Genomic DNA, 24,251 nt, shown 5'->3' on the forward strand with positions numbered 1-24,251 from the left:
TAATACCCCAAACCTTACAACAAATCGTTTCCATGTCTGATTTACCCTCCATCTCCCGATTACTTGCCGATGAAGCCGCCACACTCGATTTGGGTGAAGCATGGTCTTCCCGTTTAAATGCACCCCTGGTCATTTATCTAGAGGGAGACTTGGGTGCGGGGAAAACCACGCTGACACGCGGAATCCTGCGCGGACTCGGTCATCGGGGACCAGTCAAAAGCCCGACTTACGCCATCGTCGAATCCTATCCGCTGAAACCCTTTACCCTGCATCATTTCGACCTCTACCGTTTCACCACGCCCGAAGAATGGGAAGATGCCGGATTGGACGAACTGTTTTCCGCAAACAGCGTCTGCCTGATCGAATGGCCGCAACAGGGAGGCGAATTTACCCCGCCTGCCGACATCACCGCAACATTGACACACGACGGCGACGGCAGAAAATGCCTGCTGACCGCCCATACTGAACGAGGACGTGAAAGCCTGCCGCTATGACCAAACTGACACGAAGACAAATCATCCGCCGCACCGCCGGCACACTGTTCGCCCTGACCCCTATCGCATCTGCCGTTGCCAAAACGGTACACGCCCCGCAGTTTACCGCCGTACGGATATGGCCGTCGCACACCTACACCCGCCTGACGCTGGAAAGCACAACCGCGCTCAAATACCAACACTTCACGCTCGACAACCCGGGCAGGTTGGTCGTCGATATACAAAATGCAAACATCAATACCGTATTGCACGGACTGTCTCAGAAAGTCATGGCAGACGACCCCTTTATCCGCAGCATACGCGCGGGTCAAAACACGCCGACCACCGTCCGCCTCGTCATCGACCTGAAACAATCCTCACGCGCACAAGTCTTTTCCCTCCCCCCTGTCAGCGGCTTTAAGAACCGCCTCGTTATCGACCTCTACCCACACGGAATGGATCCCGACGATCCGATGATGGCGCTGCTTAACGGCAGCCTGAACAAAACCCGTCGCGGCTCCCCTGAAGCCGACCTCGCTCAAAACACTCCCGCACAAACCGAACGCGGCAAAAACGGGCGCAGACCCGTCATCATGCTCGATCCGGGACACGGCGGTGAAGACCCCGGTGCCAGCAGTCCGGGCGGCCTACAGGAAAAACATGTCGTCCTATCCATTGCCAGGGAAACCAAAAATCAGTTGGAAGCATTAGGTTACAATGTATTTATGACGCGCAACGAAGATGTGTTCATCCCTTTGGGCGTGCGTGTCGCCAAAGGGCGCGCACGGCGGGCGGACGTATTTGTCTCCATCCACGCCGACGCCTTCACCAGCCCCTCCGCGCGCGGCACAGGGGTTTATATGTTGAACACCAAAGGCGCAACCAGCTCTGCCGCCAAATTCTTGGAACAAACCCAAAATAATGCCGACGCGGTCGGCGGCGTACCGACCAGCGGCAACCGCAATGTCGATACTGCCCTGCTCGACATGACGCAAACCGCTACACTGCGCGACAGCCGCAAACTCGGCAACCTGGTGCTTGAAGAATTGGGTAGGCTCAACCACTTGCATAAAGGCAGGGTTGACGAAGCCAATTTCGCCGTTTTGCGCGCACCCGATATGCCGTCTATCCTGGTCGAAACCGCCTTCCTGTCCAACCCTGCCGAAGAGAAGCTGCTGGGCAGCGAATCCTTCCGCCGGCAGTGCGCCCAATCCATTGCCTCGGGTGTCCAACGCTACATCAATACATCCGTATTAAAACGGGGTTGATTCCGAAAAATAAATGCCGTCTGAACATTTTTCAGACGGCATTTTTGTACACTTTCCTCAACGGTTCGATCCCTGCACCATATCAATCAGAAACAGGCGGCAATCGAGGTTGCCGTTATAAAGTGGGATTTTGCGTTTTGGCGACAGACGCATGAATTTGGGCATTTCCCTGTCGCCGGTAAACATGCCGACCCGCCAGCCGGCATAGTGTTTTTTCAACCACGTACCCAACTGCGGATAAAGTGCCTGCAAAGCGTGGACTTCCTCAAGGCGCACACCGTAGGGCGGATTGGACACCATAATGCCGCCCACGCCGTTCGGACGGACGGACTGCGCATCGGCAACGCTGAAGGAAACGATGTCGTCCACCCCGGCGCTGCGTGCGTTGGCCAATGCCGTCTGAATGATGCGACGGTCGCTGTCGCTGCCCGAAATCGGTGCAAAAGCGGGTTTGACCTGCACTTCGGCACGGCGGCGCAAATCCGACCACAGCGTTTTATCAAAATTTTGCAGTTTCTCAAAACCGAAACGGCGCATCATGCCCGGTGCGCGGCCTGTGGCAATCCAAGCTGCCTCGACGGCAATCGTGCCGCTGCCGCAAAACGGATCCTGAAACGGCTGCGTGCCGTCGTAACCTGCCAAGAGCAGCAGTCCGGCAGCAAGGTTTTCGCGCAGCGGGGCTTCGCCGGTATCCAGGCGGTAGCCGCGTTTAAACAGGGCTTCGCCCGAAGTATCGATAAAAACCTCGACGTGGCGCTCATCCAAAAAAACATGGATACGGACATCGGGAGAGGTTTTGTCCACACTCGGACGGGCATCGTAAATATCGCGGAAGGCATCGCAGACGGCATCTTTGACGGTCAGGCCGACAAATTGGATGCTCTTAACGTTGGCACGCTTTGCCTCGACTTTGACTTTGAACGTCTGCTGTAAAGTAAACCAATTGAACCAGTTGATGTTTTTGGCAAGTTTGTAGATGTCCCGCTCATTGCGGTATGTACCTTTGGTCAGACGCAACAGGATACGGCTGGCAGTACGCGAATGCAGGTTAGCGGCGTAGGCCTGTTCCAATCCGCCGCGGCAGGAAACGCCGCCGTCAAACGCTTGAACATCGGTACAGCCGAGGCTTCCGAGTTCTTGAGATAAAACGGTTTCCAAGCCGCGCGGGCAGGTGGCGAAAAGTGTATATAAAGTATTCATAGCGTGTCCTTTCCGGACGGGTATTCTGACAATAACGGATTTTCCGTCCCGAAAATTTATTCGGCGGAAAATGCCGTCTGAAATGTTTGGCTGCCGACCGTAATGTCCGCCGTAAAATCGTGCCTGCCTTCTACACAGAAGGGCAGGCGGATACGTGTTGCCCGCCAATCCCCTGACGGCTGTCGCTCAAGCGCATAGCGGTTGAATCCCATATCCATATTTTTCATACTGAAGCTGATACTGACCTGCTCCGTACCGGAGGGTGTGTGTTCAATATAAATATCGAACGGTTCTTTCGTTGAAACAGAGGTGGCGCGGACACGGCTTCCGTCCGGCAGCGTGCAACCCTCGGTCAAATCGCATTGCACCGCCGCAACTTGCGGCTGCTGCGACTGCCACCATTGCAACAAAACGAGCTTGAAGGCGGCAAAGGCAATCAGCAGCAGTGCGGCAAGCAGTAATTTGCGGTTTTTATCCATGGTTCTGCCCTATTGCTTCGTCCGTTACCACAGCATGCGCCCCCAATCCGAGCCATAGTTTTCCATAACGTGCAACCGTCTGTCCGTTTGCGGCAAGTACGAGCGGCACAGATACGCCCTGACGCAGGGCTTCTGCCGCCCCTTGTGCCTGAACATCATTGCACACGCGCCACACGACAACATCCGCGCCCTTTTCCTGCGCCTGCCTCCATTGGATATGCGTTTCCACCTCCGCCCACACGCTTTGCCCTGTTCCGGCTGTTTCCGTCTGCCGCCAATCCGCACCGACCAGAACGTTTGCATCATGTGTCCCATTCCGACTGCATGGGACAACACGATACGTACCCATACTGTTCTCACCGTACAAACCTGTTTTCAGGCTGCCGTACAAACGGCGCGGAACGGACAGCGAACGCAAAAGCGCACCGTTGGCAGGCAGCATGGGGGCAACGGTAAAATCACCCGCCTTCTGCCAAGACCATTCCTGCCCTTCGCGGGATTGCGGTTCGCCCGTCCATTGGTCGGGGTTTACCCATAGGAATTTCAGGCAGACGCGGGCGTGTTCGTAGGAATGGATTTTGGTCAGCCAAGGCGTGGCGGCGAGGATGCGGATGCCGAGTTCTTCTTCAAACTCGCGTTGCAGGGCTTGGAAGTCGGTTTCGCCCGCTTCGACCTTACCGCCGGCAAATTCCCAATATCCGGCATAGGGTTTACCTTCGGGGCGGGAACTGAGCAGGTAGTCGCCGTCCCGGTTGAGCAGGATGCCGGCAACGACGCGGATAAGGGGTCGGGTGTCTTGGGTCATGGGAATGGTTGGAGAAGGTCGTCTCAAAATCCGGAAAGGTCGGATTCGGGCATCCGACCTGCCAATGGGTACTGTTTTATTTTTCGGCAACGACAAATGCCAATACGGTGTCTTCTTCGTCGCTCATGCTGAGGCTGACGCGGCTAATGCCTTGTTCCTCCAGCCATTTGGACAGGGCGGGGGCATAGAAAAATTCGGGTTTGCCCAATGCGTCATGCCCGATGCCGATGTTACGGAAGGAAACCGCACCGCGTATGCCCGTACCGACGGCTTTGGCAAAGGCTTCTTTGGCGGCAAAGCGTTTGGCAAGGTAGTTGACGGGTTTGCCCGCCTGAGGAAATTCAAGCAGTTCTTCGGGGGTGAGGATGCGCTCGGCAAACGCCTGTCCGAACTTTTTGCTCAGGCGGACGATGCGTTTGAGGGAAACAATATCTGTGCCTATGCCGTAAATCATATTTGCGCTCCTTTGTCGTGAAATGCCGTCTGAAACGGTTTGCCTGCCCTTACGGCAGCATTCTTGCACGGAACATGGTTTCTTTCATCTGGCGCACGGCCTCGGGCAATCCGAGGAAAAGTGCCTGCGAAATCAGCGAATGTCCGATGTTCAGCTCGCGGATGGCGAGGATTTGGGCGATGGGGGTAACGTTATGTATGGTCAGTCCGTGTCCGGCGTTGACGACCAAGCCCAAATCGCTGGCAAAATGCGCGCCGTTTTGCAGACGCTCGAATTGCTTGATTTGTTCGGCATGGCTGCGTGCATCGGCGTATGCGCCGGTGTGCAGCTCGATAACGGGTGCGCCAACATCATAGGCGGCTTGGATTTGCTCGTTGTCGGCATCGATGAAGAGCGAAACGCGGATGCCTGCGTCGGTCAGGATTTTGGTGAACTCGGCAATTTTTTCTTGTTGCGCCAATACGTCCAAGCCGCCTTCGGTCGTGATTTCCTGACGTTTTTCAGGCACGATGCACACGTCTTCTGGCATGACTTTAAGCGCGTTTTCCAGCATTTCTTCGGTCAGTGCCATTTCAAGGTTCAGGCGCGTGCGGATGGCGTTTTTGACGGCGAACACGTCCGCGTCTTTGATGTGGCGGCGGTCTTCGCGCAGGTGCATGGTAATCAAATCCGCACCGTGCGTTTCCGCGACCAATGCCGCTTCCACAGGGCTGGGATAGGTCGTGCCGCGGGCATTGCGGACGGTGGCGATGTGATCGATGTTGACACCTAAAAGCATGATGTTTCCTTTCCTCTTCGATTTTTTATTTTGCAGCATACCGGTACGCTGCGTCGGCACCTATGTTGCACGACGGTCAAACTGCCGTATCTGTTCCAACACCTGCCTCGACTTCACCCCTTCAGGAAGCAGGCTGCCTGTCAGCAGCCGTGTGATTTTCAGGGCATCCTGAAGGCTTTGCACACTGCCGAAACTGCCCGTCTGCAAATCAATCAGGCTCTGCCCGTCGGCAACAATGACGGTTTCAGACGGCAAAACACATTCCCTGCCTACGGGCATGACTGCTTCTTCCGGTCTGATACAGTATCTGGCGGACGACTGGATTTCCCTGCCCTCTCCGTCCGTATGCAAATCGGGGGCGACGCCTAAGGCCGTCAACAGCTTCCACTCGAAGCGGCGCAAATCGGCAACATGATCTGCCTCGCAGCAAACTGCCTTCATCACTTCAGCCAATGCATCGTATAACTCAGGCATGGGATCTTCGCGCGCGGTCAGTTTTAAAACCAGCTCGTTCACATACAATCCGCCAAACAACGCCCTGCCCTGCGGCTGCCGCCAACCGCCGATCCATTCGGCGCGGTGAAGGGTTTTGAGTTCCTGACTGCCGTACCACGACACACTGACAGGGACGAACGGAACCAATACGCCGCGCAGCTCGCTCTGCCGTTTGCGCGCGCTGCGCGCCAGCAAAGCCACACGCCCGTAACGGCGGCTGAATGCTTCAACCCACAGGCTGCTTTCGCGCCAAGGCGAAGATGCCAGCATAAAAACGGGTTCGTGGTTGACTCGGTATTCGGACATAATCGTTGGGGAAATGCCGTCTGAACGCTGCCGCGACTACAAAACGGCAGTCGGATACGAACCGATGATTTTGACGAACGAAGCGCGCCCGCCCAACTGTTTTAATGCCGTCTGAACCTTGTCATCCGTCCGGTGTCCCTCGATATCAATAAAGAACAGGTATTCCCACAACGCCGCCTTTCCGGGACGGCTCTCAAACTTGGTCATGGAAATGCCTGATTCGGTCAGGGGTTGCAGCAGCGAGGCAACCGCGCCTGCCCGGTTGGGTGCGGAAACGACCAACGAGGTTTTGTCGCTGCCGTCGGCACCGGTTTCATGATGACCCATAACCAGGAAGCGCGTGGTATTGTTCGTCTCATCCTCAATGCACTCGGCAACGGGGCTGAGTCCGTAGATTTCCGCCGCAGTACGCCCGGCAATGGCGGCAACCGTACCGTCGTCCGATTCGGCAACCAGCCGCGCGGCTTCGGCATTGCTGGAGACCGCCACCCTCTCGGCGTTGGGAAGGTGTCTGCCCAGCCAGTCGTTGCACTGCGCCAACGCCTGTGCGTGCGAAAATACTTTGGTGATGCCTTCGGTACTGCTGCTGTTTTTACGCAGAAGGTTGTGGTGTATGCGCAAGACGACTTCGCCGCAAGCCTGCAACGCGGTAACGGCAAGCAGATCTAACGTACGGCCGACCGAGCCTTCGGTCGAATTTTCCACGGGGGCGACCAGATAATCCGCCTGACGCGTTTCAACCTGTTTGAAGCAGTCATCTATGGTCGGACACGCCATAGTGTGTACGGCATGACCGAAATGCTTAATCGCCGCCTGTTGGGTAAACGTACCCTGCGGTCCCAGATAGGCGATGGTCAGCGGGCGTTCTACGGCGAGGCACTCGCTCATCACTTCCCTGAACAGGCGGGCGACGGATTCGTCGGGCAGCGGGCCTTTGTTCAAATCCTGAATGCGGCGCAACACGGCAACCTCGCGCTCCGGACGGTATACCGCGCCCGTACCTTTCAGTTCGCCGATGGCGTGTGCGTGTTGCGCGCGTTCGTTGAGCAGGCGCAGGATTTCCGCATCGATGGTGTCGATGGCGTTGCGGTGGGGAAGGAGGAGTTCGTCGATGTGGTGGGACATGATTTTGTCTGAATGGTGATTTATCGTGCATTCTAACATCAAATGCCGTCTGAAACGGTTTCAGACGGCATTTTCCGTTAAAGGTATTCGCTTTGCCCGTTTTCTTTCCACGCACGATGCGAGCAGAGCCACAGAAGCGCAATGCCGCAAGAGGTGGACGCGGTCATGGTTGCCGCCATCACGGTTGCCGAACCGTCGTGCAAGAAGGTCGCCGCCATACCTACCCCCGCGCCGATTAAAGATTGGAATACACCCAATACAGCGTTTGCGCTGCCGCCCTCTTCTTTAAAATAAGACATAAAGCATGCCTGCGTGTTCGCACCGACCAGACCCTGCGTACCGACGGAAAACATCACGCACGCAACCAGCAGCCAAAACGGGGGCAACCCGAAAAACAGCACGGCGGCGAGTTGGGACAGGTTGGCGGCAAACTGGACGACAATCCCCCACAGCAGGATGCTTTGCGGATGTGCGCCGGTTTTGAGCCGCCACGCGGTAATACGGTTGAAAAACATCATCGTGATGATGTTGAGTGCAAACGCCCAAGCGTATTGATGCGGCGTAACGCGGTAAAGCTGCTGGTACACGAAGGACGATTCGGTCAAAAAAGCAAACATCGAGCCGAAACTGAATGCTTGGAAAAACAGATACCCCATGGCGGCGCGTGTTTTCAAAACACGTTTGAACCGCCCAGCCACCAGCCCGAACACATCCCTGCCGATTTTGCCGCCGACGGCAGGCTTGGGCAGGAAATATTGCACCAAACCGAGCAACACCAGCGAATAAGCCGCCAAGAAAACGAAAATCGCCTGCCAGCCGCCCAAGCCCTGCAATACCGCGCCGACCATGGGCGCGACAAGCGGCACAATCATCAGGATAATACCGATGAGGGCGAACATCTGGGCGGCTTTCCGCCCTGAATAATAATCGCGCACCATCGCGCCGACGATGACGACAGTCATGCCCGCACCGAATGCCTGCACGACGCGCAGATTGAGGAGCTGTTCGGCACTTGAGGCAAATGCGATGGCGGCAACGGCAAGGCAGTAGACGGCCAGTCCGGTCAGAGCGACGGGTTTGCGCCCTTTGATGTCGGACACCGAACCGCCGACCACCTGTCCGAACGCCGTGCCGAACATAAACAAACTCAGGCTCTGTTCGATACGGTGGACATCCGCACCCAGCGATTGCGCCATTTCGGGAATCGCCGGTAGGTAGGCATCGATGGAAAACGGCATCAGCGCAACCAGCATCGCCATCAGGATCGCCATCAGTTTTTCGTTCATCGGGGGAGACGTCGGAGACATGTGGATTTCCATTCAAATCAAATAAAGAAACCGTCGCAAACGACGGCTGTAAACACAGTACAAGTTTAACATATTCAAACGGCGCGGGCGAACCTCCGGCATACGCCCGAAACCGCTTCAGACGGCATGACCGCTTTCCGCATCCCTGTGCGACAGCCAGCCTGCAGCAAATGTGGCCGCGATGACGACAAACACACCCAAGGAGGACACGGGCGACAGGTGCTCACCCAAAATCAAAACCGCCAATAACACGCCGACGACGGGTTCGAGCGAAATCAACAGTCCCGACACGTTTGCCGGAACACTGCCCGTACCTTTATTCCACAGCCAATAGGCATACCAGCTGCACCCCACGCCCAAATACAGCAGCGACACCACGCCCTGCCAGCTCCAATGCACGGTATAACTCTGTGCCAAGGCAAGCGAAAACGGCAGGCACATCAGCGATGCGGCGGCAATGGAAACAGATGTAAATGCCGGTGCGCCGATACGGGCAATCATCCGTTGAGTCGGGCGGACTGCCGTGCAGAAACCGATTCCTGCAAGCAGCACCAGAAAACAGCCGAACCAACCGACTTCCCCGCCGGCTTCGGCCCCGCCCACCATCAGCAGCGCAATACCGGCAAACGCTGCCGCACCGCATATCCAATGATAGGCACGGGCTTTGTCGTTGAAGAAAAAGTGTCCGATAAACACCATCAGCAGCGGCTCGAGTCCGACGATGGTCGATGCGCTGGCGGCAGACGTATATTTCAGTCCGATAAACTGCAGCATCAGGGTGAATACATAACTGATGAAGGATACCGCCAGCAGGGGCTTCCATTCCCTGCGCGGAATCTTGCCGATATACCGGCGGCAGACGGGCAGCACCAGCAGTGCGGCAATCAGCAGGCGCACGCCGACCATCAGCGCGGGATCGATGGTGGCATAGGCATATTTGGCGGCAATAAAAGAGCTGCTCCAGATAATCAGGGCAAGGATTTGGTAAAACATTTCAACTTATTCGGCTTAAAAACTGTGTTTGTTGGCGGAGAGGCGGATAGGAAGTTTCACACCGGCGGGGCAAAACAAACCGCCTGCCGGTTTCAGACGGCATCCAAAACCATGTGTTTTAAAGCGGGCAGGCGGTTGCGGACGCTGTTCAGGCGGTTGGCATCGATGTCTGCCATAACAACGCCTTCGCCCTCGGGTAATACGTCCAGAACTTCCCCCCACGGATCGACAATCATACTGTGTCCGAACGTGCGCCTGCCGTTTTCGTGCAGCCCACCCTGCGCCGCCGCCACAACATAACATTGGTTTTCGACGGCACGCGTACGCAAAAGCAGCTCCCAGTGCGCCTTACCAGTCGTATGGGTAAATGCCGCCGGAAGCATCAATACGTCAAACGGCAGCTGGCGGCGGAAAAATTCGGGAAAGCGGACATCGTAACAAATACCTGCCGCCACCGGCACGCCTTCTGCCGACAAGTGCGGCACTTCCCGCCCCGCGCTGATGGTATCGGCTTCGGCATAGCGTTCGCCCAAACCGGAAAAACCGAAGAGGTGCATTTTGTGGTACAGACCCGTTCTTACGCCGTCCCGTCCGTACACCAACAGCGTATTCATCACCTTGCCCGCCTCGCTGCTTTGCAGCGGCACGGTTCCGCCAAACAGCACCACGCCGCACGCTTTCGCCGTTTCGCTCAATGCCGTCTGAAATCGTCCGCCGCCCAAAGGCTCGGCAAGCGCAAGTTTGTCGGTATCGTTTGTGCCCATCAGCACCCAATATTCGGGCAGCAGCACCCAATCCGCACCACACTGCGCCGCTGTTTTAACCAAACGCCTCATGGTTTCGATATTTTTATGGGGAGACAGCCCGGAAACCATCTGCACGGCGGCTATTCTGATTTTGTCCACTTTTCCTCCTTTACCCGCCCATCTTGCGGGATATTCCGCCGATACGCTACCATGACGGTACTTTGCGAAAGTCTTTTACACAAATGCACATTTTGAACCATATCGTCCTCGTCGGCGTCGGGCTGATCGGCGGTTCGTTCGTCCTAGACCTCAAGAAACAGGGACTCGTCCGTACCGTTACCGGCATCGACACCGACCGCGACAACCTGCAACGTGCGCTGGAACGCGGCGTGATTGACCGGGCTTCCGCCGTCATCGATAAAAACAGCATCGCCGATGCGGATTTGATTGTTATCGCCACGCCTGTTGCCTCCGTCTCCGGCATCTTAACCGCGCTTGCACCCGTTTTACCCGCCCACGCTTGGATTTCCGATGTCGGCAGCACCAAAATCTCCGTTATCGAGGCTTTCCGACGCTGCCTGCCCGACAGCATTCACCGCTGTATTGCCGCCCACCCGATTGCCGGCTCCGACAGAAGCGGGGCAGATTCGGCACAGTACGGCCTGTTCCAAAATAGAAAACTCATCATCACACCACACGGCGGCGAAGATTTAGACGGCATTTCATTGATAGAAAACCTATGGTGCGCCGTCGGGGCCGAAATTTATACGATGAACGCGCAAAAACACGATGCGGTTTTTGCCGCCGTCTCCCATATGCCCCACCTTGCCGCCTTCGCCTATGTCCACCAGCTTTTCGACCACCCCGACGGAAAGACGTATCTTAAATTTGCCGCCACGGGCTTTCAGGACTTTACCCGCACCGCCTCCAGCCACCCTGCCGTGTGGGCGGACATCTGCCTTGCCAACAGGGACAACCTGTTGGAGCTGATTCGGGGCTTGGGCAGGCAGTTGGACACTTTGGAAACCATCCTCCTTAACCGGGACCGCCCCTCCCTGTACCGTTATTTTGAAGAAGCCAAAGCCACGCGCGACGGCTGGTCTGATGAGAATTGATGTTCAGACGGCATTCCGTCCAAGCCAAAACCGCCGCAGACCGGGAATCTGCGGCGGTTTTACTCAACCGGGCCTGCCGTCGGAACGCGGACGTATCAGCCAAGGAATATACTTCCACGCATACAGCAAAAGCGCGAGGGCAAACAAAACCGAAGATGTACGTATGCTGTGCGTATAGGCGGTACCGGAAGAAAATACGGCAACCATGCGGACGGCGGTTGCCGCCATCATCAGCCAAAATGCGACCGGAACGGATTTGGGCGGCGGATAAATGGAATTGCCCGTATGACCGAGCGCGGTACGCGCCATCATGCCCAAAGTCAACACGCCGATACCGCCCACACCGATCAGGTGCACGCCTAAATTGAGGAAGGTAGGTTTGAAATAAGACGCGCCGACCGCAATCAGCCCCAATCCGGTAAACAGATAACCGGCAAACAGAATCCACAGCATCGGCTCTTTCAACACGGGCCTATACCACCAACGGTAAACCTGTACGGTAAAAATCACACCTGCCGCAAAGGCAAAAACGGCAGACAGCCAAGCCAACACACCGTGCGCCATCAGCATGGCAGTCAGCATGGGCAGCCACAACGAAGCCTGCGCAACCCATTTCGGACTGGGAATCTGCGGCACGTTCAAACGTTTAGACGTAAAAAACGAAATAATCCTCATCCCAATCAGGCCGATAAAACCTGACACCATAATCAGCCCCGACTGCAAACCGCTCAACAGCCCCTCAAAATTACCGTTATGAAGCTGGACGTGAAACGCCGCATGCGTGCCGCCCAGCACAAATATTGCGAATACGGCGACATAGTTGCGTTGATTCTGTGAACGGATGACGGGCAAAGCCATGCACACCGCGCCATACCAGAAAAACAGCGTACCGAGTATGCCGCTTGCCGCCGCACCCCAACCCGGGATAAAGACGGCAATCCGCGCAGCCAGCCAAAAGGCGGTCAACCCGACCAGAACGCCGCCCCTCGTAGGCGGCTGCCCCGTCCAAGTGGCGACGGCGGTCAGCAGGAAGGCGATGACGACGAGACCGGCATAACCCCAGATCATTTCATGCGCATGCCAGTAAAAGCCGGACAGTTCGTACGTCCCCTTGTAGCCGAAACCCCACAGCGATACGGACAATGCGCCGTACAGTGCCGCCAGTGAATAAAACGGGCGGAACGCCATCGCCCAGACGGGGTGCTTGGTAAATGCATTCATGTGTGTTCCTTATTCTTCATTAATATATTTACCCCTCCGAACCGGCGGGCTCGGACGGCAAAAAAGGTTCTACGGCAGGAAACAGTTCGCGTTCTTCAAACCGCGCATGATCGCGAAGCGTTACGGCAAAATCCGTGTTCCATACTTTGCTCCCGTATTCTGGTTCCGCCATCATCTGCCGCAGTTTGGCATGGTCCCTCTCGAAACGGGCTTTGAGCTCGGGGGCAATATTCTGCCAGACAGGGGCGAACATGGTTTCTTCTTCGCGAAAATGGACTTCCAGCTCGGCAAAATGGGGCTCGAGCTCGTTCCGGTGTTCCTCTTCCGGCGTACGCAGCAGGCGCACGCACAGGGAAAGCGAATGGTGATGCTCGCGCGAAAGTCCAATAAGTGCCGAATGTCGTTTCAACGGTTTCATGATTTTGAGTTACAATAATAAATTATCAAACGGCAGCCCGCCTGTTTCAGACGGCATACTACCGCGAACAGGCTGCATTCTACCGCCCTGACTGACAAAGTTTCAACCTTTAAGGTATTTTCTGTGAAACTTGGACAGCGACAATAAAAATAACGAACCATACTGAAAAAATCATGTATCTGACCCAACATACAGACTACGGTCTGCGCGTCCTCATCTATGCCGCCATCAATGACGATATGCTTGTCAATATCGGCACCATCGCCGAAACATACGGTATTTCCAAAAGTCATTTGATGAAGGTGGTTACTTCGCTGGTCAAAGGCGGATTCTTACACAGCGTACGCGGAAAAGGCGGCGGCCTGAGGCTTGCCGCACCGCCCGACTGCATCAATATCGGTGCGGTCGTCCGTCATCTCGAACCGATGCAGTTGGTCGAATGCATGGGGCCAAACAATGAATGCCTGATTACACCGTCCTGCCGCCTGACAGGCATACTCAGCGGCGCGATAAAGTCGTTTTTTACCTATCTGGACGGCTTCACACTCCAAGACCTGCTCGACAAACCGACTTACGACTTGCTCTACGAGCCGAAAATCCCGATTGTGACGAAAAATTGAAGCTGCAAAAATGCCGTCCGAACCCGTTTTCAGACGGCATTTTATTTAATGTTTCAGACGGATATTCCGCCCGGGCACGATATGTGCCGGCATTTTGGATTTCTGCCGGCGGCGAGGGATATGATGCCGTCTGAACGGCTTATGCTTCAGACGGCATCTGTTGTCCTACAAACCGAACACTGCCGTATCGCCGCAACCTTGGCGTACCAATTCTGTGCCGTCGGTCATGTCGATGACGGTAGTCGGATCGGTTCCGCACCAGCCGCCGTCAATCACCAAATCGACGGCATGCTCCAAACGGTCGCGTATTTCATAAGGGTCGGTCAGCGGCTCGCCGTCTTCGGGCAGCATCAGGGTGCAGCTTAAAAGCGGTTCTCCCAACTCCTCCAGCAGGGCTTGTGCAATGGCATTATCGGGAATACGCAGCCCGATGGTTTTGCGTTTCGGGTGCAAGGTGCGCGCCGGCACATCCTTCGTCGCCTGTAAAATAAAAGTATAAGGCCCTGGTGTAGCGGCTTTAAGCTGACGAAACTGTACGTTGTCGATTTTGGCATATGTACCCAAATCGCTCAAATCGGCACAGACCAGTGTCAGATGGTGTTTCTGATCGATTTTTCGGATGGAGAGTATGCGTTCCATCGCCGCCTTATCGCCGAGTTTGCAACCCAAGGCGTAACACGAATCGGTCGGATAAACCACCACACCGCCTTGATTGATGATTTCGACTGCCTGCTTGATGAGGCGTTCTTGGGGATTGTCGGGATGAACGGCAAAAAACTGTGCCATGGTTTGTGTCCTTATCGTCATGTTTTCCGTATTGTACGCCCAAAATCCAAACAAAATGCCGTCTGAAAATTTCAGACGGCATTTTTAATATCGGATCAATCAACCCAAATACCAAAATTTCAGTGCCCACAATACGGCGACAATCCATACCATAGGCGGAACATCCCCTGTTCGGCGGCACAAAAGTTTGACTACGGCATAACTGATGAAGCCGAAAGCAATGCCGTCTGCAATCGAATAAGTAAACGGCATGAAAACAATGGTCAGGAACGCAGGCGCGGCTTCCGTCATATCGTCCCAATCAATATCCCGGGCACTGCGGAGCATTTGCGTACCGACATAAAGCAGGGCGGGTGCTGTGGCAAATGCCGGAACACTTTTCGCCAACGGTGAAAACATCAGGCAGGCGAGCATCAATACGCCGACGGTAACCGCCGTCAGACCTGTCCGGCCTCCTGCCGATACGCCCGCCGCACTTTCCACATAGGGTGTCGTCGAAGAAGTACCCAAAGCCGCACCCGCCACAATAGCGGTTGAATCGGCCAACAGTGCGCGCTTCAGACGGGGCAGCTTACCGTCCACCAGAAGTCCGGCACGATGCGATACACCGACCAGTGTTCCGGTACTGTCGAATAAGTCAACCAGGAAAAAGACGAAAATCACGCTGACCATGCTGACGGTAAACAACCCTTTAAAATCCATCTGCATAAAAGTCGGTGCAATGCTCGGCATTTCACCTATTACCCCGTGGAATTCATTCAAACCCATCAGGCTGGCGATAACGGTAATGGTCAAGATGGTAATGATAATTGCACCTTGAATGCGGAAGTATCCCAAAACAACCACCATAGCAAAACCGAACAGTGCCAACAACGCAGACGGTTGATGAATATCGCCCAAACCGACCAAGGTTGCCGGATTGGCAACGATAATACCCGCGCCTTTCAGGGAAATCAGTGCCAAAAACAAACCGATACCGGCAGCAATCGACATTTTCAAACCCATAGGCAAAGCATTGACCAACATTTCCCTGATTTTGAAAAAGCTAAACAGGATGAAAATCAAACCTGAAATAAATACCGCACCCAAAGCCACCTGCCAAGGCACACCCATACCTTTAACAACCGCAAAGGTAAAATACGCGTTCAAACCCATACCCGGGGCAAGCGCAATCGGATAGTTGCCGATAAAACCCATGACAAAACAGCCGATGGCGGATGCAATACAGGTGGCGACGAATACCGCCCCCATATCCATTCCGGTCTCGCCCAAAATCAGGGGATTGACGATAACGATGTAGCACATCGTCAAAAAGGTCGTCAAACCCGCCATCAACTCGGTACGTACCGTCGTACCGTTTGCCTTCAGGTTAAAAACCCTATCCAGCAATGTTTGTTTTGAAATATCCATATCTAGCAGTCCGTTTCAAGTAAAAAATCTGAGCCCGCACACCGCAAACCGCACAGGATTCGGCATATTGAAAAATATACCTCCCAAATCGGGAAAACCGGTTCGGGAGGCAATAGGTTTACGGCAAACGGCACATTATTTGTCTGAATTGTGTTGACGACGCAAAATTGCAGGGATTTCAAAATCGTCAAGGACAGACTGATTATCGAAATCCGCAGCCGTCAGGTTCATGGTACGGATGCCGCGATTAGTGCGAATCATACCTTCTACATTGTAGCTTTGCGCCTGTTTGGATGAGGAAACCGATTCAGTTTCTCTGACCGGAGCGGCTTCAACCGCACCTTTTTCTTTCAAGCCGGTTGCGATAATGGTAATCCGAATTGCATCTTCACTCATGGTTTCGTCTTCTGCGGCACCGAATTTGCATTCCAAATCAGGATGCGCGCTTTGATTGACGATTTTCATAACCTCGGACAGCTCGGACATTTTCAGACAACCGGGTGCAGTTGTAATATTAACGAGCACACCGCGCGCACCGTCCAACGTCACATCATCCAACAACGGGCTGGAAATGGCCTGATCAGTTGCCATGCGGGCACGGTCGATACCTTGGGCATAACCCGAACCCATCATGGCGATACCGCGATTACTCATCACGGTTTTCACATCTGCAAAATCGAGGTTGATGATTTCGCTCGGACAAGTAACCACTTCGGAAATGCCGGCAACGGCATCACGCAATACATTGTCAGCGGCACGGAAGGCTTCGCGCATGGTTACGTCTTCGCCTAAAGCCGTCATCAATTTGTCGTTCGGGATAATAATCAGCGAATCGACGTGTTCTTTCAACTGTTCCAGACCTGCCTGTGCGACATGGACGCGCTTACCTTCATATGCGAACGGTCGGGTAACCACAGCAACCGTCAAGATACCCAGCGACTTGGCGATTTCGGCAACAACCGGAGCCGAACCGGTACCGGTACCGCCGCCCATGCCGGTCGTAATAAAGAGCATGTTTGCACCGCGAATGGCTTCTTCAATGGCTTCCCTATCCTCTTGGGCGGCTGCGCGGCCAATATCGGGATTGGCACCCGCACCCAAACCGCGTGTCAGATTCGTACCCAATTGGATTCTCTTCGCCGCATGGTTTTTTGCCAAAGACTGCGCATCCGTATTGGCACTGATAAACTCCACACCGCGCACATTGTTGGCAACCATGTTATTGATTGCATTGCAACCGCCGCCGCCCAATCCGATTACTTTAATCACCGCAGGGCTGACTGCCGATTCTGCCACGTCGTAAACAAATTCCATTCAAAAACTCCTGCTCGCCCATTCAGAGGACGGTTGAAAATAAATTATTATTTATTATTATATAAGAAGTACCTTGTTACTTGCAAAATACTTCTTACCCTGTCAAACGGCAACCTGTCTGTTTAGAGATTGTTTTCAAACCACCTCTTCAACCTTGCCCACAAACCACTGCCGGCTTCTTCTTTGTCTTGCACTATTCCGCCTTGCTGCTGCACATGGATACCTTCCAAACTACGTGCCGCCTGAAGCAGTCCGATGACAGTAGAGTAGCGCGGCGTACGGACGCGCTCGGAAACGCCGCCCATCTCCTGAGGTATGCCGATACGTACGGGCAGTTCGAATACTTCTTCGGCAAGTTCTTCAATACCGGACAGCATGGACGTACCACCGGTCAATACTATTCCGGAAGTCAGTACTTCTTTCGGGAAACCCGATTTACGCAATTCGCTAGCCACTACCTCCAAAATTTCCCGTATACGTTCCCTGATAACGATTGCCAGAACCTTACGGGAAACCTGACGCGGCTTCCTGTCGCCCACACTGGGAACTTCGATCATTTCATCCAGCCCTTCCATCTCCGGAGAGACTACACCGTAATGGATTTTGATATATTCGGCAGCATCATGCGGCGTTCTCAAAGCCTGGGACAGATCTTTGGTAATCAAATCGCCGGCCACCGGAATGACGGATGTATGCCGAATTGCGCCATTGGTATAAACAGCTATATCTGTTGTGCCTCCGCCGATATCGATGACGCATACACCAAGGTCTTTTTCATCCTCAGTCAATACGGCCTGACCGCTTGCCAGCGGCTGCAACATCACTTCATCCACCTTTAGGCCGCAGCGCTCAATACATTTTTGGATATTTTGCACGGCTGTGCTTGCACCGGTGATGATATGTACCCGCGTATCCAACCGGACACCGCTCATCCCGATAGGTTCCCTCACACCCAATTGTGTATCAATGATGTAGTCCTGAACGACGGCATGCAGGATTTTATGATCGGGAGGAATATTGACTGCCTTTGCAGTTTCGATAGCACGGTCAATGTCTGCCTGCGTGACTTCACCGTCTTTAATTTTGACCACGCCTTGCGAATTAAGACTGCGGATGTGGTTGCCCGCAATACCTGTGGTAACATGAGTAATCTTGGTATCCGCCATCAGCTCGGCTTCATTGACCGCCTGCCTGATGGCTTGAACGGTGGCATCTATATTGGTAACCATGCCTGCACGCAAGCCGCGGGAAACCGACTGTCCCAAACCGACGATGTGGATTTCGTTGTCATCCTGGACTTCACCGATCAGCGCCAAGACTTTCGATGTGCCGATATCCAATACGCTGATATATCTTTTCTGTTGTTCCATTGTTCATGTGCTCTTAAGACTAATTGAAATTTGTGCCTCACCGTTTTCAGACGGCACGACTATAATCTTTCTAGTACCTGCTTCACTATTCTTCAGATTCTTTTTCAGGCAAACCGTCGGAGTCATAACGGACTGAAAATCCGTCTTTATACCTCATATCCACATAGGATAACCGATTTTTATTTTTACGCAACAAATGCTGCCACGCCTCGGTAAAAAGCCGGAGACGTTTTATATCGTTTTCCCGACCGAGCCTGACAGTGATATTGTTGTCCAACACAATAATCCACGCCGAACGCGCCGTATAGGTTATTTCTTTGATACCCAAACCCTGCTTTGCCAAAATTGCCGAAAATTCGCCGTAACGGCGGAGTATATCGGCAGACGTTCCTTCCACGCCTCTAAATACCGGCATACCCGGTCTGTTTAGACGAGCCTTAAAAACATTACCCTCGCTATCCACTAAGGCACTGTCTCCCCAATGCGCAACCGGCTTACGTTCTGTCAAAACAATCTCAACCGTATCAGGGAACCTGCGGCGCACCATGGCAGAAGCAATCCACGGATATCGGCGGTAGGCCTCCTGTACCCCGTTGATATCCGCCCTCAATATATTTCCATGAATATATTTTTTTGCCAAAACGCCCAGTTCTTTTTGATTGGAATAAACCAAATCACCCTTTAATGATACCTGCTTAACAGGAAGATAATTTGAATTATAAAACCAAACGAATCCCGACAAAGCCAGCAACACCGCCACAATAACAAGCAGCCAGCGCGTCAGCCGTCCCATTGCTTCAGCATTATCCCACATGTGCGGTCTTCAGAATTTCAATGCATAAATCGGCAAAATCCACGCCTGTCCGGGCGGCGGATTTCGGTACTAAACTGTGGCTCGTCATGCCGGGCAACGTATTGATTTCCAATAGGTACAGCTTACCGTCGGTATCTCTGAGGAAATCGACACGCACGCAGCCTTCTGCCCCGATTGCCTGCGCCCCGCGAACTGCCAACGCGCGCATCAGGTTTTCTTCAGCCTCGCTCAAGTCTTCGGACGGACATTGATAAACAGTGTCGTCGCGGTTGTATTTGGCTTCGTAGTCATAAAACTCGGTCGCGGGGATGATGTGTATGCTGGGCAGGCCTTTGCCGTTCAACACAGGGCAGGAATATTCGCCGCCGCCGATAAATCGCTCGGCAATGATTTCGCCTTGAAGGTGTTTCAATTCTTCGTACACGCTTTTCAGACGGCCTTTTTCTTTGACTTTCACCACGCCGACGCTGCTGCCTTCGGCTGCCGGTTTAACGAACATGGGCAAGCCGAGTTGCTGTTCGACGGCATCGAAATCAGAGTCTTCATGTAAAACGGCAAACTCGGGAACAGGCAGCCCCAAGGCTTGCCAAATCAGTTTGCAGCGATATTTGTCCATACCGATGGCGGAAGCGGCGACACCGCTGCCGGTATAAGGAATGCCCAACAATTCCAACGCACCCTGAACGGCACCGTCTTCGCCGTAGGTACCGTGGAGGATATTGAAAGCAGTTTGGAAACCTTGGTTTTTCAATTCCGCCAAGGGCGTTTCTTTAGGGTCGAAGGCGTGCGCATCTATGCCTTTGCTTTTTAAGGCATTCAAAATGGCGGCACCGCTATCCAGCGAGATTTCGCGTTCGCTGGAAAAGCCACCCATCAATACGGCTACTTTGCCAAAATTCTGCATTGTTTTTGTTCTTTCTTGATTGCTTTTTTGTTTGATACAGGTCGTCTGAAAACAAATCGGGTTTTCAGACGACCTTGATCTCGTTTGCCCTACCTGATAAAACATCGCTTCATCGGGCAGCTATCGCGGCATCACGATAAAAGTTGCGCCTCAGGTTTTCGACAACTCCAACATCGCGGCAGGTACACGGTTGATGCTGCCTGCGCCCATGTTCAACACGACGTCGCCATCCTGTAAAACGTTCAACAGCATTTCAGGCAAGTCGGCAACGTTTTCGCAGTAAATCGGCTCAAGTTTGCCCAATACGCGGATGGCGCGGGCAAGGGCGCGGGAATCGGCCGCGGCAATCGGCTCTTCACCGGCGGCATAAACTTCGGTCAACACCAGCGCGTCAACGGTATTGAGGACTTTGGTGAAGTCTTCAAACAAATCGCGTGTACGGGTATAGCGGTGCGGCTGAAAGGCCAATACCAAACGTTTTTCAGGGTATGCACCGCGTGCAGCGGAAAGGGTTGCCGCCATTTCGACAGGATGGTGGCCATAATCATCCACCAGCAAAGCAGTTCCGCCGTTTGGCAATTTAATGTCGCCATATTTTTGGAAGCGGCGGCCGACACCTTCAAAGCCGAGCAAGCCTTTTTGGATCGCTTTAACCGATGCGCCAACTTCCAGCGCAACACCGATGGCTGCCAAGGCATTGAGGACGTTGTGGCGGCCGGGCATATTCAAAACAACCTCAAACGGCTCTTGCTCATGTCCTTTCATTTGCACATGAACGGTAAATTTCATTTGCGCGCCAACACTTTCGATGTCGGTCGCGTAAATATCGGCGGTATCGTCCAAGCCGTAAGTGGCGTAAGGTTTGCTCACTTTGGGCAAAATCGCGCGGACGTGTTCGCTGTCAATACACAAAAACGCTTTGCCGTAGAACGGCATACGGTGGATAAAATCAACAAACGCCTGATGCAGTTTTTCGACGCTGTGTCCGTAGGTATCCATGTGGTCTTCGTCGATATTAGTGACGACGGACATAATCGGGGTTAGATGTAGGAAAGAGGCATCGGATTCGTCGGCTTCGGCGACGATGTATTCGCCTTTGCCCAAACGGGCGTTGGTACCTGCGGCATTGAGTTTGCCGCCGATAACGAAAGTGGGGTCGAGACCTGCCGCAGCGAGGATGGAAGCGGTCAGGCTGGTGGTCGTGGTTTTGCCGTGCGTGCCGGCGATGGCGATGCCGTCACGGAAGCGCATCAGCTCCGCCAGCATCAGGGCGCGGGGAATGACGGGGATTTGCTGCTCCAGCGCAGCGACAACTTCGGGATTTTCTTTTTTGACGGCGGTAGAGGTAACGACAACATCCGCACCGTTAACGTGTTCTGCGGTATGGCCAGGATAAACTTGAATGCCCAGGCTGCTCAAATGCTCGGTAGCGGCATTTCGCGCCTGATCCGAACCGGAAACTTTAAAGCCCAAATTGTGTAAGACTTCGGCGATACCGCTCATGCCGACGCCGCCGATACCGACAAAATGGATGTTAGTAACTCGATTTTTCATCATAATGTTGCGTTCCGGTGGATTTCGATGCGTAAAGGCGTTATTTTAAAGGGCTATCCGCTTCTACGCCATAGTTTTCTTGTAAATTACAGATGTTTCGGCATACAGGATTTCATATCGATGGCAATATAGTTAAAAATAAGGCTGCACTCGGCGGCAAACTCTGCTTTCCTTCCCATTTTCAAACTCGATTTCATATACCGAAACACCTGAAAAAACAAAATATAAGGCCGTCTGAAACCGGTTTCCAGACGACCTCGCGCTTCTCAACTTGACGGCATCTGTATCCTCATCAAGCGCATATCCAATTTGCGCCGTCCCCACGCGGTCGCATACACAAGGCGTAAGAGCCACGGATAACACGGTTTGCAGACGCTGCTCAAGCCCGCTTCTTCGATGATTTCCACACCCGGCATCAGGCGTCGGATGTCGTCCGTGCCGCTTATCGCCCAGCGGAACTCGGGCGGCTTGTCCATTTTGCCGAGCGCGTCGTGGCGTTTGCTTTGTCCGGCAAGAGCTTGGGGTATGGTGTCAAAGGCAAGCTGGGCTTGCGGCAGACGGAGGGCAACCTGTTTGAAAAAGTTCTGCACCTGCGCCTCTTCAAAATACATCAACACGCCTTCGATCACGAGCAACACGGGTTTTCCGTGCGCGACGATGGTGTTCATCCACGTTTCGTCGAACATGGACGCACCCAGATAATGATTGTCCGACTCGGGCAGCAGCATACGCCGCACTTCAATCACTTCCGGCAAATCCAAATCATACCAAGCGGTAATGCGCGGCCTGCCCAAACGTTCGTAACGCGCATCCAGCCCCGCGCCGATTTGTACGACGACGGCATCGGGATGTTCGGCGATAAAGTGCCGGGTCATATCATCCAACAGCTTCGCCCGCCCGCAGCAACCGACCTGTGATGCTTTGGCTTTGGCAAACCTGCCGAAGTCGTAGTCAATCTTGTCCAACATCCGCACGGCTTCGTCATCGCGCAAAAGCGGCTGTGCCCTACCCTGCTCTACGGCCTTTGCCCACAGGGGAATCAGCATGGTACTGGACAGTGCAGAAACGGTTTCGGGAGAGATTTTTGCAGACATGGCAACATCCAATGAGAGAAATTCCTATTTACATCATACTCCCGCACAATACGGCTGCCAAGTTGCAAAAAGGCCGTCTGAAACCGGTTTCGTTGTTTTCAGACGGCATCTGTTTCGTTTATCGCATCATGTCATCATGCCGTACACTCGATAGCGGCTTCCGCCACGTCGTCCGCACTGTGCGGCAGCGCCAACGTACGGGCGTTTTCTGCCCATTTGAGGCATTTCTCGCGGTTTAAGCCGCCGAGAATCTCGGCGAGTCTTTCCGCTGTCAACTGACTTTGCGGCAACAGCAATCCCGCCTCCGCCTGCACCATAAAACGCGCGTTGGCGGTTTGATGGTCATCAACGGCGTGAGGATACGGCACTAACAACGCGCCCAACCCTGCCGCAGTCAACTCGGCAATCGTCAGCGCGCCGGCACGGCAAATCACCAAATCGGCATCACGGTAGGCGGACACCATGTCGGTAATAAATTCCACGCATTCCGCTTGCACGCCCAGCACGTCGTAATCCGCCTGCAAGCTGCCCAGCTTACCCCGGCCTGACTGGTGATACATCTGCGGACGCGCATTGTCGGGCAGCAAAGCCAATGCCTGAGGTACGGTTTTGTTCAACACATCCGCACCCAAACTGCCGCCGACCACCAAAATTTTCAAACGGCCTTCACGCCCTTGGAAGCGTTCGGCAGGCACGGGCAGGTTGGCAATATCGGCGCGGACGGGATTGCCGACCAAACCGCCTTCATGGCTGAACGCTTTCGGGAAAGCGTACAACACCCGTTTTGCCCAGCGCGACAGGTGGCGGTTGGACAAACCGGCCACGGCGTTTTGTTCGTGAATCACAATCGGCACGCCCAATAGCTTCGCCGCCAAACCGCCGGGGAAGGTAACGAAGCCACCGAACCCGATGACGCACTCGACACGGTGTTTGCGGATAATCCGCTGCGCTTCGCGGACGGTTTGATACAAAGTAAACGGCAACATCAGCTTGCGTTTGATGCCGTTGCCGCGAACGCCTTTAATCGCCAGCGTTTCAAGCGGAATATCGTATTGCGGCACGATACGCTCTTCCATCGAATCCTTACTGCCCAGCCAAATCACATGATGGCCGCGCGCGCGCAACGAATCCGCCACCGCCAGCGCAGGGAAAATATGACCGCCGGTACCGCCCGCCATCAGCATGAAGGTTTTACCGCCCAT

25 protein-coding genes are annotated in these 24,251 nt (G+C 54.1%); 4 read left to right on the top strand and 21 right to left on the bottom strand.

Going from position 1 to position 24,251, the window contains the following annotated elements:
* Positions 1 to 32: 32 nt before the first annotated feature.
* On the top strand, positions 33 to 494 hold the full coding sequence (gene tsaE, locus DQM57_RS06510; RefSeq protein WP_111727313.1) for a tRNA (adenosine(37)-N6)-threonylcarbamoyltransferase complex ATPase subunit type 1 TsaE: 462 nt from the start codon (positions 33 to 35) through the stop codon (positions 492 to 494).
* Positions 491 to 1,741, top strand: coding sequence for an N-acetylmuramoyl-L-alanine amidase (locus tag DQM57_RS06515; RefSeq protein ID WP_101119414.1), 1,251 nt, complete (start codon positions 491 to 493; stop codon positions 1,739 to 1,741). The genes tsaE and DQM57_RS06515 overlap by 4 nt, the downstream gene beginning before the upstream one ends.
* 57 nt (positions 1,742 to 1,798) lie before the next feature.
* Here DQM57_RS06515 and DQM57_RS06520 read toward each other — a convergent pair whose 3' ends face one another.
* From DQM57_RS06520 to DQM57_RS06565, 10 genes are all read right to left on the bottom strand, one after another.
* Complete coding sequence (locus DQM57_RS06520) at positions 1,799 to 2,941, bottom strand: THUMP domain-containing class I SAM-dependent RNA methyltransferase (protein ID WP_111727314.1); 1,143 nt, start codon at positions 2,939 to 2,941, stop codon at positions 1,799 to 1,801.
* Between the two features lie 56 nt (positions 2,942 to 2,997).
* On the bottom strand, positions 2,998 to 3,420 hold the full coding sequence (locus DQM57_RS06525; RefSeq protein ID WP_111727315.1) for a hypothetical protein: 423 nt from the start codon (positions 3,418 to 3,420) through the stop codon (positions 2,998 to 3,000).
* A complete protein-coding gene (locus DQM57_RS06530) occupies positions 3,413 to 4,225 on the bottom strand; it encodes an NUDIX domain-containing protein (protein ID WP_111727316.1) in 813 nt (270 codons plus the stop codon). Before DQM57_RS06530 ends, DQM57_RS06525 begins: the two co-directional genes overlap by 8 nt.
* A 76-nt stretch (positions 4,226 to 4,301) precedes the next feature.
* Positions 4,302 to 4,679, bottom strand: a complete 378-nt coding sequence (acpS, locus tag DQM57_RS06535; protein ID WP_003676682.1) for a holo-ACP synthase — start codon at positions 4,677 to 4,679, stop codon at positions 4,302 to 4,304.
* 49 nt (positions 4,680 to 4,728) lie between these two features.
* On the bottom strand, positions 4,729 to 5,457 hold the full coding sequence (gene pdxJ, locus DQM57_RS06540; RefSeq protein ID WP_111727721.1) for a pyridoxine 5'-phosphate synthase: 729 nt from the start codon (positions 5,455 to 5,457) through the stop codon (positions 4,729 to 4,731).
* Positions 5,458 to 5,517: 60 nt separating this feature from the next.
* The gene (gene recO / locus DQM57_RS06545) at positions 5,518 to 6,258 is read right to left on the bottom strand and encodes a DNA repair protein RecO (RefSeq protein ID WP_111727317.1); all 741 of its coding nucleotides are present in this window, start codon (positions 6,256 to 6,258) and stop codon (positions 5,518 to 5,520) included.
* Between the two features lie 36 nt (positions 6,259 to 6,294).
* Positions 6,295 to 7,422 carry a prephenate dehydratase gene (gene pheA, locus DQM57_RS06550; protein WP_111727318.1) on the bottom strand — a complete coding sequence of 376 codons (1,128 nt, stop codon included), beginning with the start codon at positions 7,420 to 7,422 and terminating at the stop codon, positions 6,295 to 6,297.
* Between the two features lie 38 nt (positions 7,423 to 7,460).
* A complete protein-coding gene (locus DQM57_RS06555) occupies positions 7,461 to 8,690 on the bottom strand; it encodes a multidrug effflux MFS transporter (protein ID WP_197711719.1) in 1,230 nt (409 codons plus the stop codon).
* A 117-nt stretch (positions 8,691 to 8,807) separates the two neighbouring features.
* Positions 8,808 to 9,683: a DMT family transporter gene (locus tag DQM57_RS06560; RefSeq protein ID WP_111727320.1), complete on the bottom strand. Its 876-nt coding sequence runs from the start codon at positions 9,681 to 9,683 to the stop codon at positions 8,808 to 8,810.
* Positions 9,684 to 9,775: 92 nt separating this feature from the next.
* Positions 9,776 to 10,588, bottom strand: coding sequence for a carbon-nitrogen hydrolase family protein (locus DQM57_RS06565; protein ID WP_111727321.1), 813 nt, complete (start codon positions 10,586 to 10,588; stop codon positions 9,776 to 9,778).
* Between the two features lie 83 nt (positions 10,589 to 10,671).
* On the opposite strand from DQM57_RS06565, the gene DQM57_RS06570 reads away from it, so the two are divergent.
* Positions 10,672 to 11,544 (top strand): prephenate dehydrogenase, encoded by an 873-nt coding sequence (locus DQM57_RS06570; RefSeq protein ID WP_111727322.1) that lies wholly within the window; start codon positions 10,672 to 10,674, stop codon positions 11,542 to 11,544.
* 63 nt (positions 11,545 to 11,607) lie between these two features.
* Here DQM57_RS06570 and DQM57_RS06575 read toward each other — a convergent pair whose 3' ends face one another.
* Positions 11,608 to 12,765 carry an NnrS family protein gene (locus tag DQM57_RS06575; protein ID WP_111727323.1) on the bottom strand — a complete coding sequence of 386 codons (1,158 nt, stop codon included), beginning with the start codon at positions 12,763 to 12,765 and terminating at the stop codon, positions 11,608 to 11,610.
* A gap of 28 nt (positions 12,766 to 12,793) precedes the next feature.
* Entirely contained in the window at positions 12,794 to 13,183 is a 390-nt protein-coding gene (locus tag DQM57_RS06580) for a hemerythrin domain-containing protein (protein ID WP_108044029.1), read from the bottom strand.
* A gap of 173 nt (positions 13,184 to 13,356) precedes the next feature.
* Between DQM57_RS06580 and DQM57_RS06585 the strand changes: the two genes are divergently transcribed.
* Complete coding sequence (locus tag DQM57_RS06585) at positions 13,357 to 13,803, top strand: Rrf2 family transcriptional regulator (RefSeq protein ID WP_111727324.1); 447 nt, start codon at positions 13,357 to 13,359, stop codon at positions 13,801 to 13,803.
* 165 nt (positions 13,804 to 13,968) lie between these two features.
* On the opposite strand, the gene DQM57_RS06590 is transcribed toward DQM57_RS06585, so the two are convergent.
* From DQM57_RS06590 to murG, 9 genes are all read right to left on the bottom strand, one after another.
* Complete coding sequence (locus DQM57_RS06590; protein ID WP_111727325.1) at positions 13,969 to 14,589, bottom strand: L-threonylcarbamoyladenylate synthase; 621 nt, start codon at positions 14,587 to 14,589, stop codon at positions 13,969 to 13,971.
* A 99-nt stretch (positions 14,590 to 14,688) separates the two neighbouring features.
* Positions 14,689 to 15,999, bottom strand: a complete 1,311-nt coding sequence (locus DQM57_RS06595) for an NCS2 family permease (protein ID WP_003676704.1) — start codon at positions 15,997 to 15,999, stop codon at positions 14,689 to 14,691.
* Between the two features lie 135 nt (positions 16,000 to 16,134).
* Positions 16,135 to 17,313 carry a cell division protein FtsZ gene (ftsZ, locus tag DQM57_RS06605; protein WP_003676708.1) on the bottom strand — a complete coding sequence of 393 codons (1,179 nt, stop codon included), beginning with the start codon at positions 17,311 to 17,313 and terminating at the stop codon, positions 16,135 to 16,137.
* Positions 17,314 to 17,435: 122 nt separating this feature from the next.
* Positions 17,436 to 18,683, bottom strand: a complete 1,248-nt coding sequence (ftsA, locus tag DQM57_RS06610) for a cell division protein FtsA (RefSeq protein WP_111727326.1) — start codon at positions 18,681 to 18,683, stop codon at positions 17,436 to 17,438.
* 85 nt (positions 18,684 to 18,768) lie between these two features.
* The gene (locus DQM57_RS06615) at positions 18,769 to 19,497 is read right to left on the bottom strand and encodes a cell division protein FtsQ/DivIB (protein ID WP_107960598.1); all 729 of its coding nucleotides are present in this window, start codon (positions 19,495 to 19,497) and stop codon (positions 18,769 to 18,771) included.
* Positions 19,487 to 20,401: a D-alanine--D-alanine ligase gene (locus DQM57_RS06620; protein ID WP_039854349.1), complete on the bottom strand. Its 915-nt coding sequence runs from the start codon at positions 20,399 to 20,401 to the stop codon at positions 19,487 to 19,489. The genes DQM57_RS06615 and DQM57_RS06620 overlap by 11 nt, the downstream gene beginning before the upstream one ends.
* 150 nt (positions 20,402 to 20,551) lie before the next feature.
* On the bottom strand, positions 20,552 to 21,958 hold the full coding sequence (gene murC, locus DQM57_RS06625; RefSeq protein ID WP_167395556.1) for a UDP-N-acetylmuramate--L-alanine ligase: 1,407 nt from the start codon (positions 21,956 to 21,958) through the stop codon (positions 20,552 to 20,554).
* 263 nt (positions 21,959 to 22,221) lie between these two features.
* Positions 22,222 to 23,049 carry a class I SAM-dependent methyltransferase gene (locus DQM57_RS06630; protein WP_108044024.1) on the bottom strand — a complete coding sequence of 276 codons (828 nt, stop codon included), beginning with the start codon at positions 23,047 to 23,049 and terminating at the stop codon, positions 22,222 to 22,224.
* A gap of 134 nt (positions 23,050 to 23,183) precedes the next feature.
* Positions 23,184 to 24,251 (bottom strand): undecaprenyldiphospho-muramoylpentapeptide beta-N-acetylglucosaminyltransferase, encoded by a 1,068-nt coding sequence (murG, locus tag DQM57_RS06635; RefSeq protein WP_111727327.1) that lies wholly within the window; start codon positions 24,249 to 24,251, stop codon positions 23,184 to 23,186.

The sequence above is a fragment of the Neisseria cinerea genome (assembly GCF_900475315.1).
In the GTDB taxonomy this organism is placed as follows: Bacteria; Pseudomonadota; Gammaproteobacteria; order Burkholderiales; family Neisseriaceae; genus Neisseria; species Neisseria cinerea.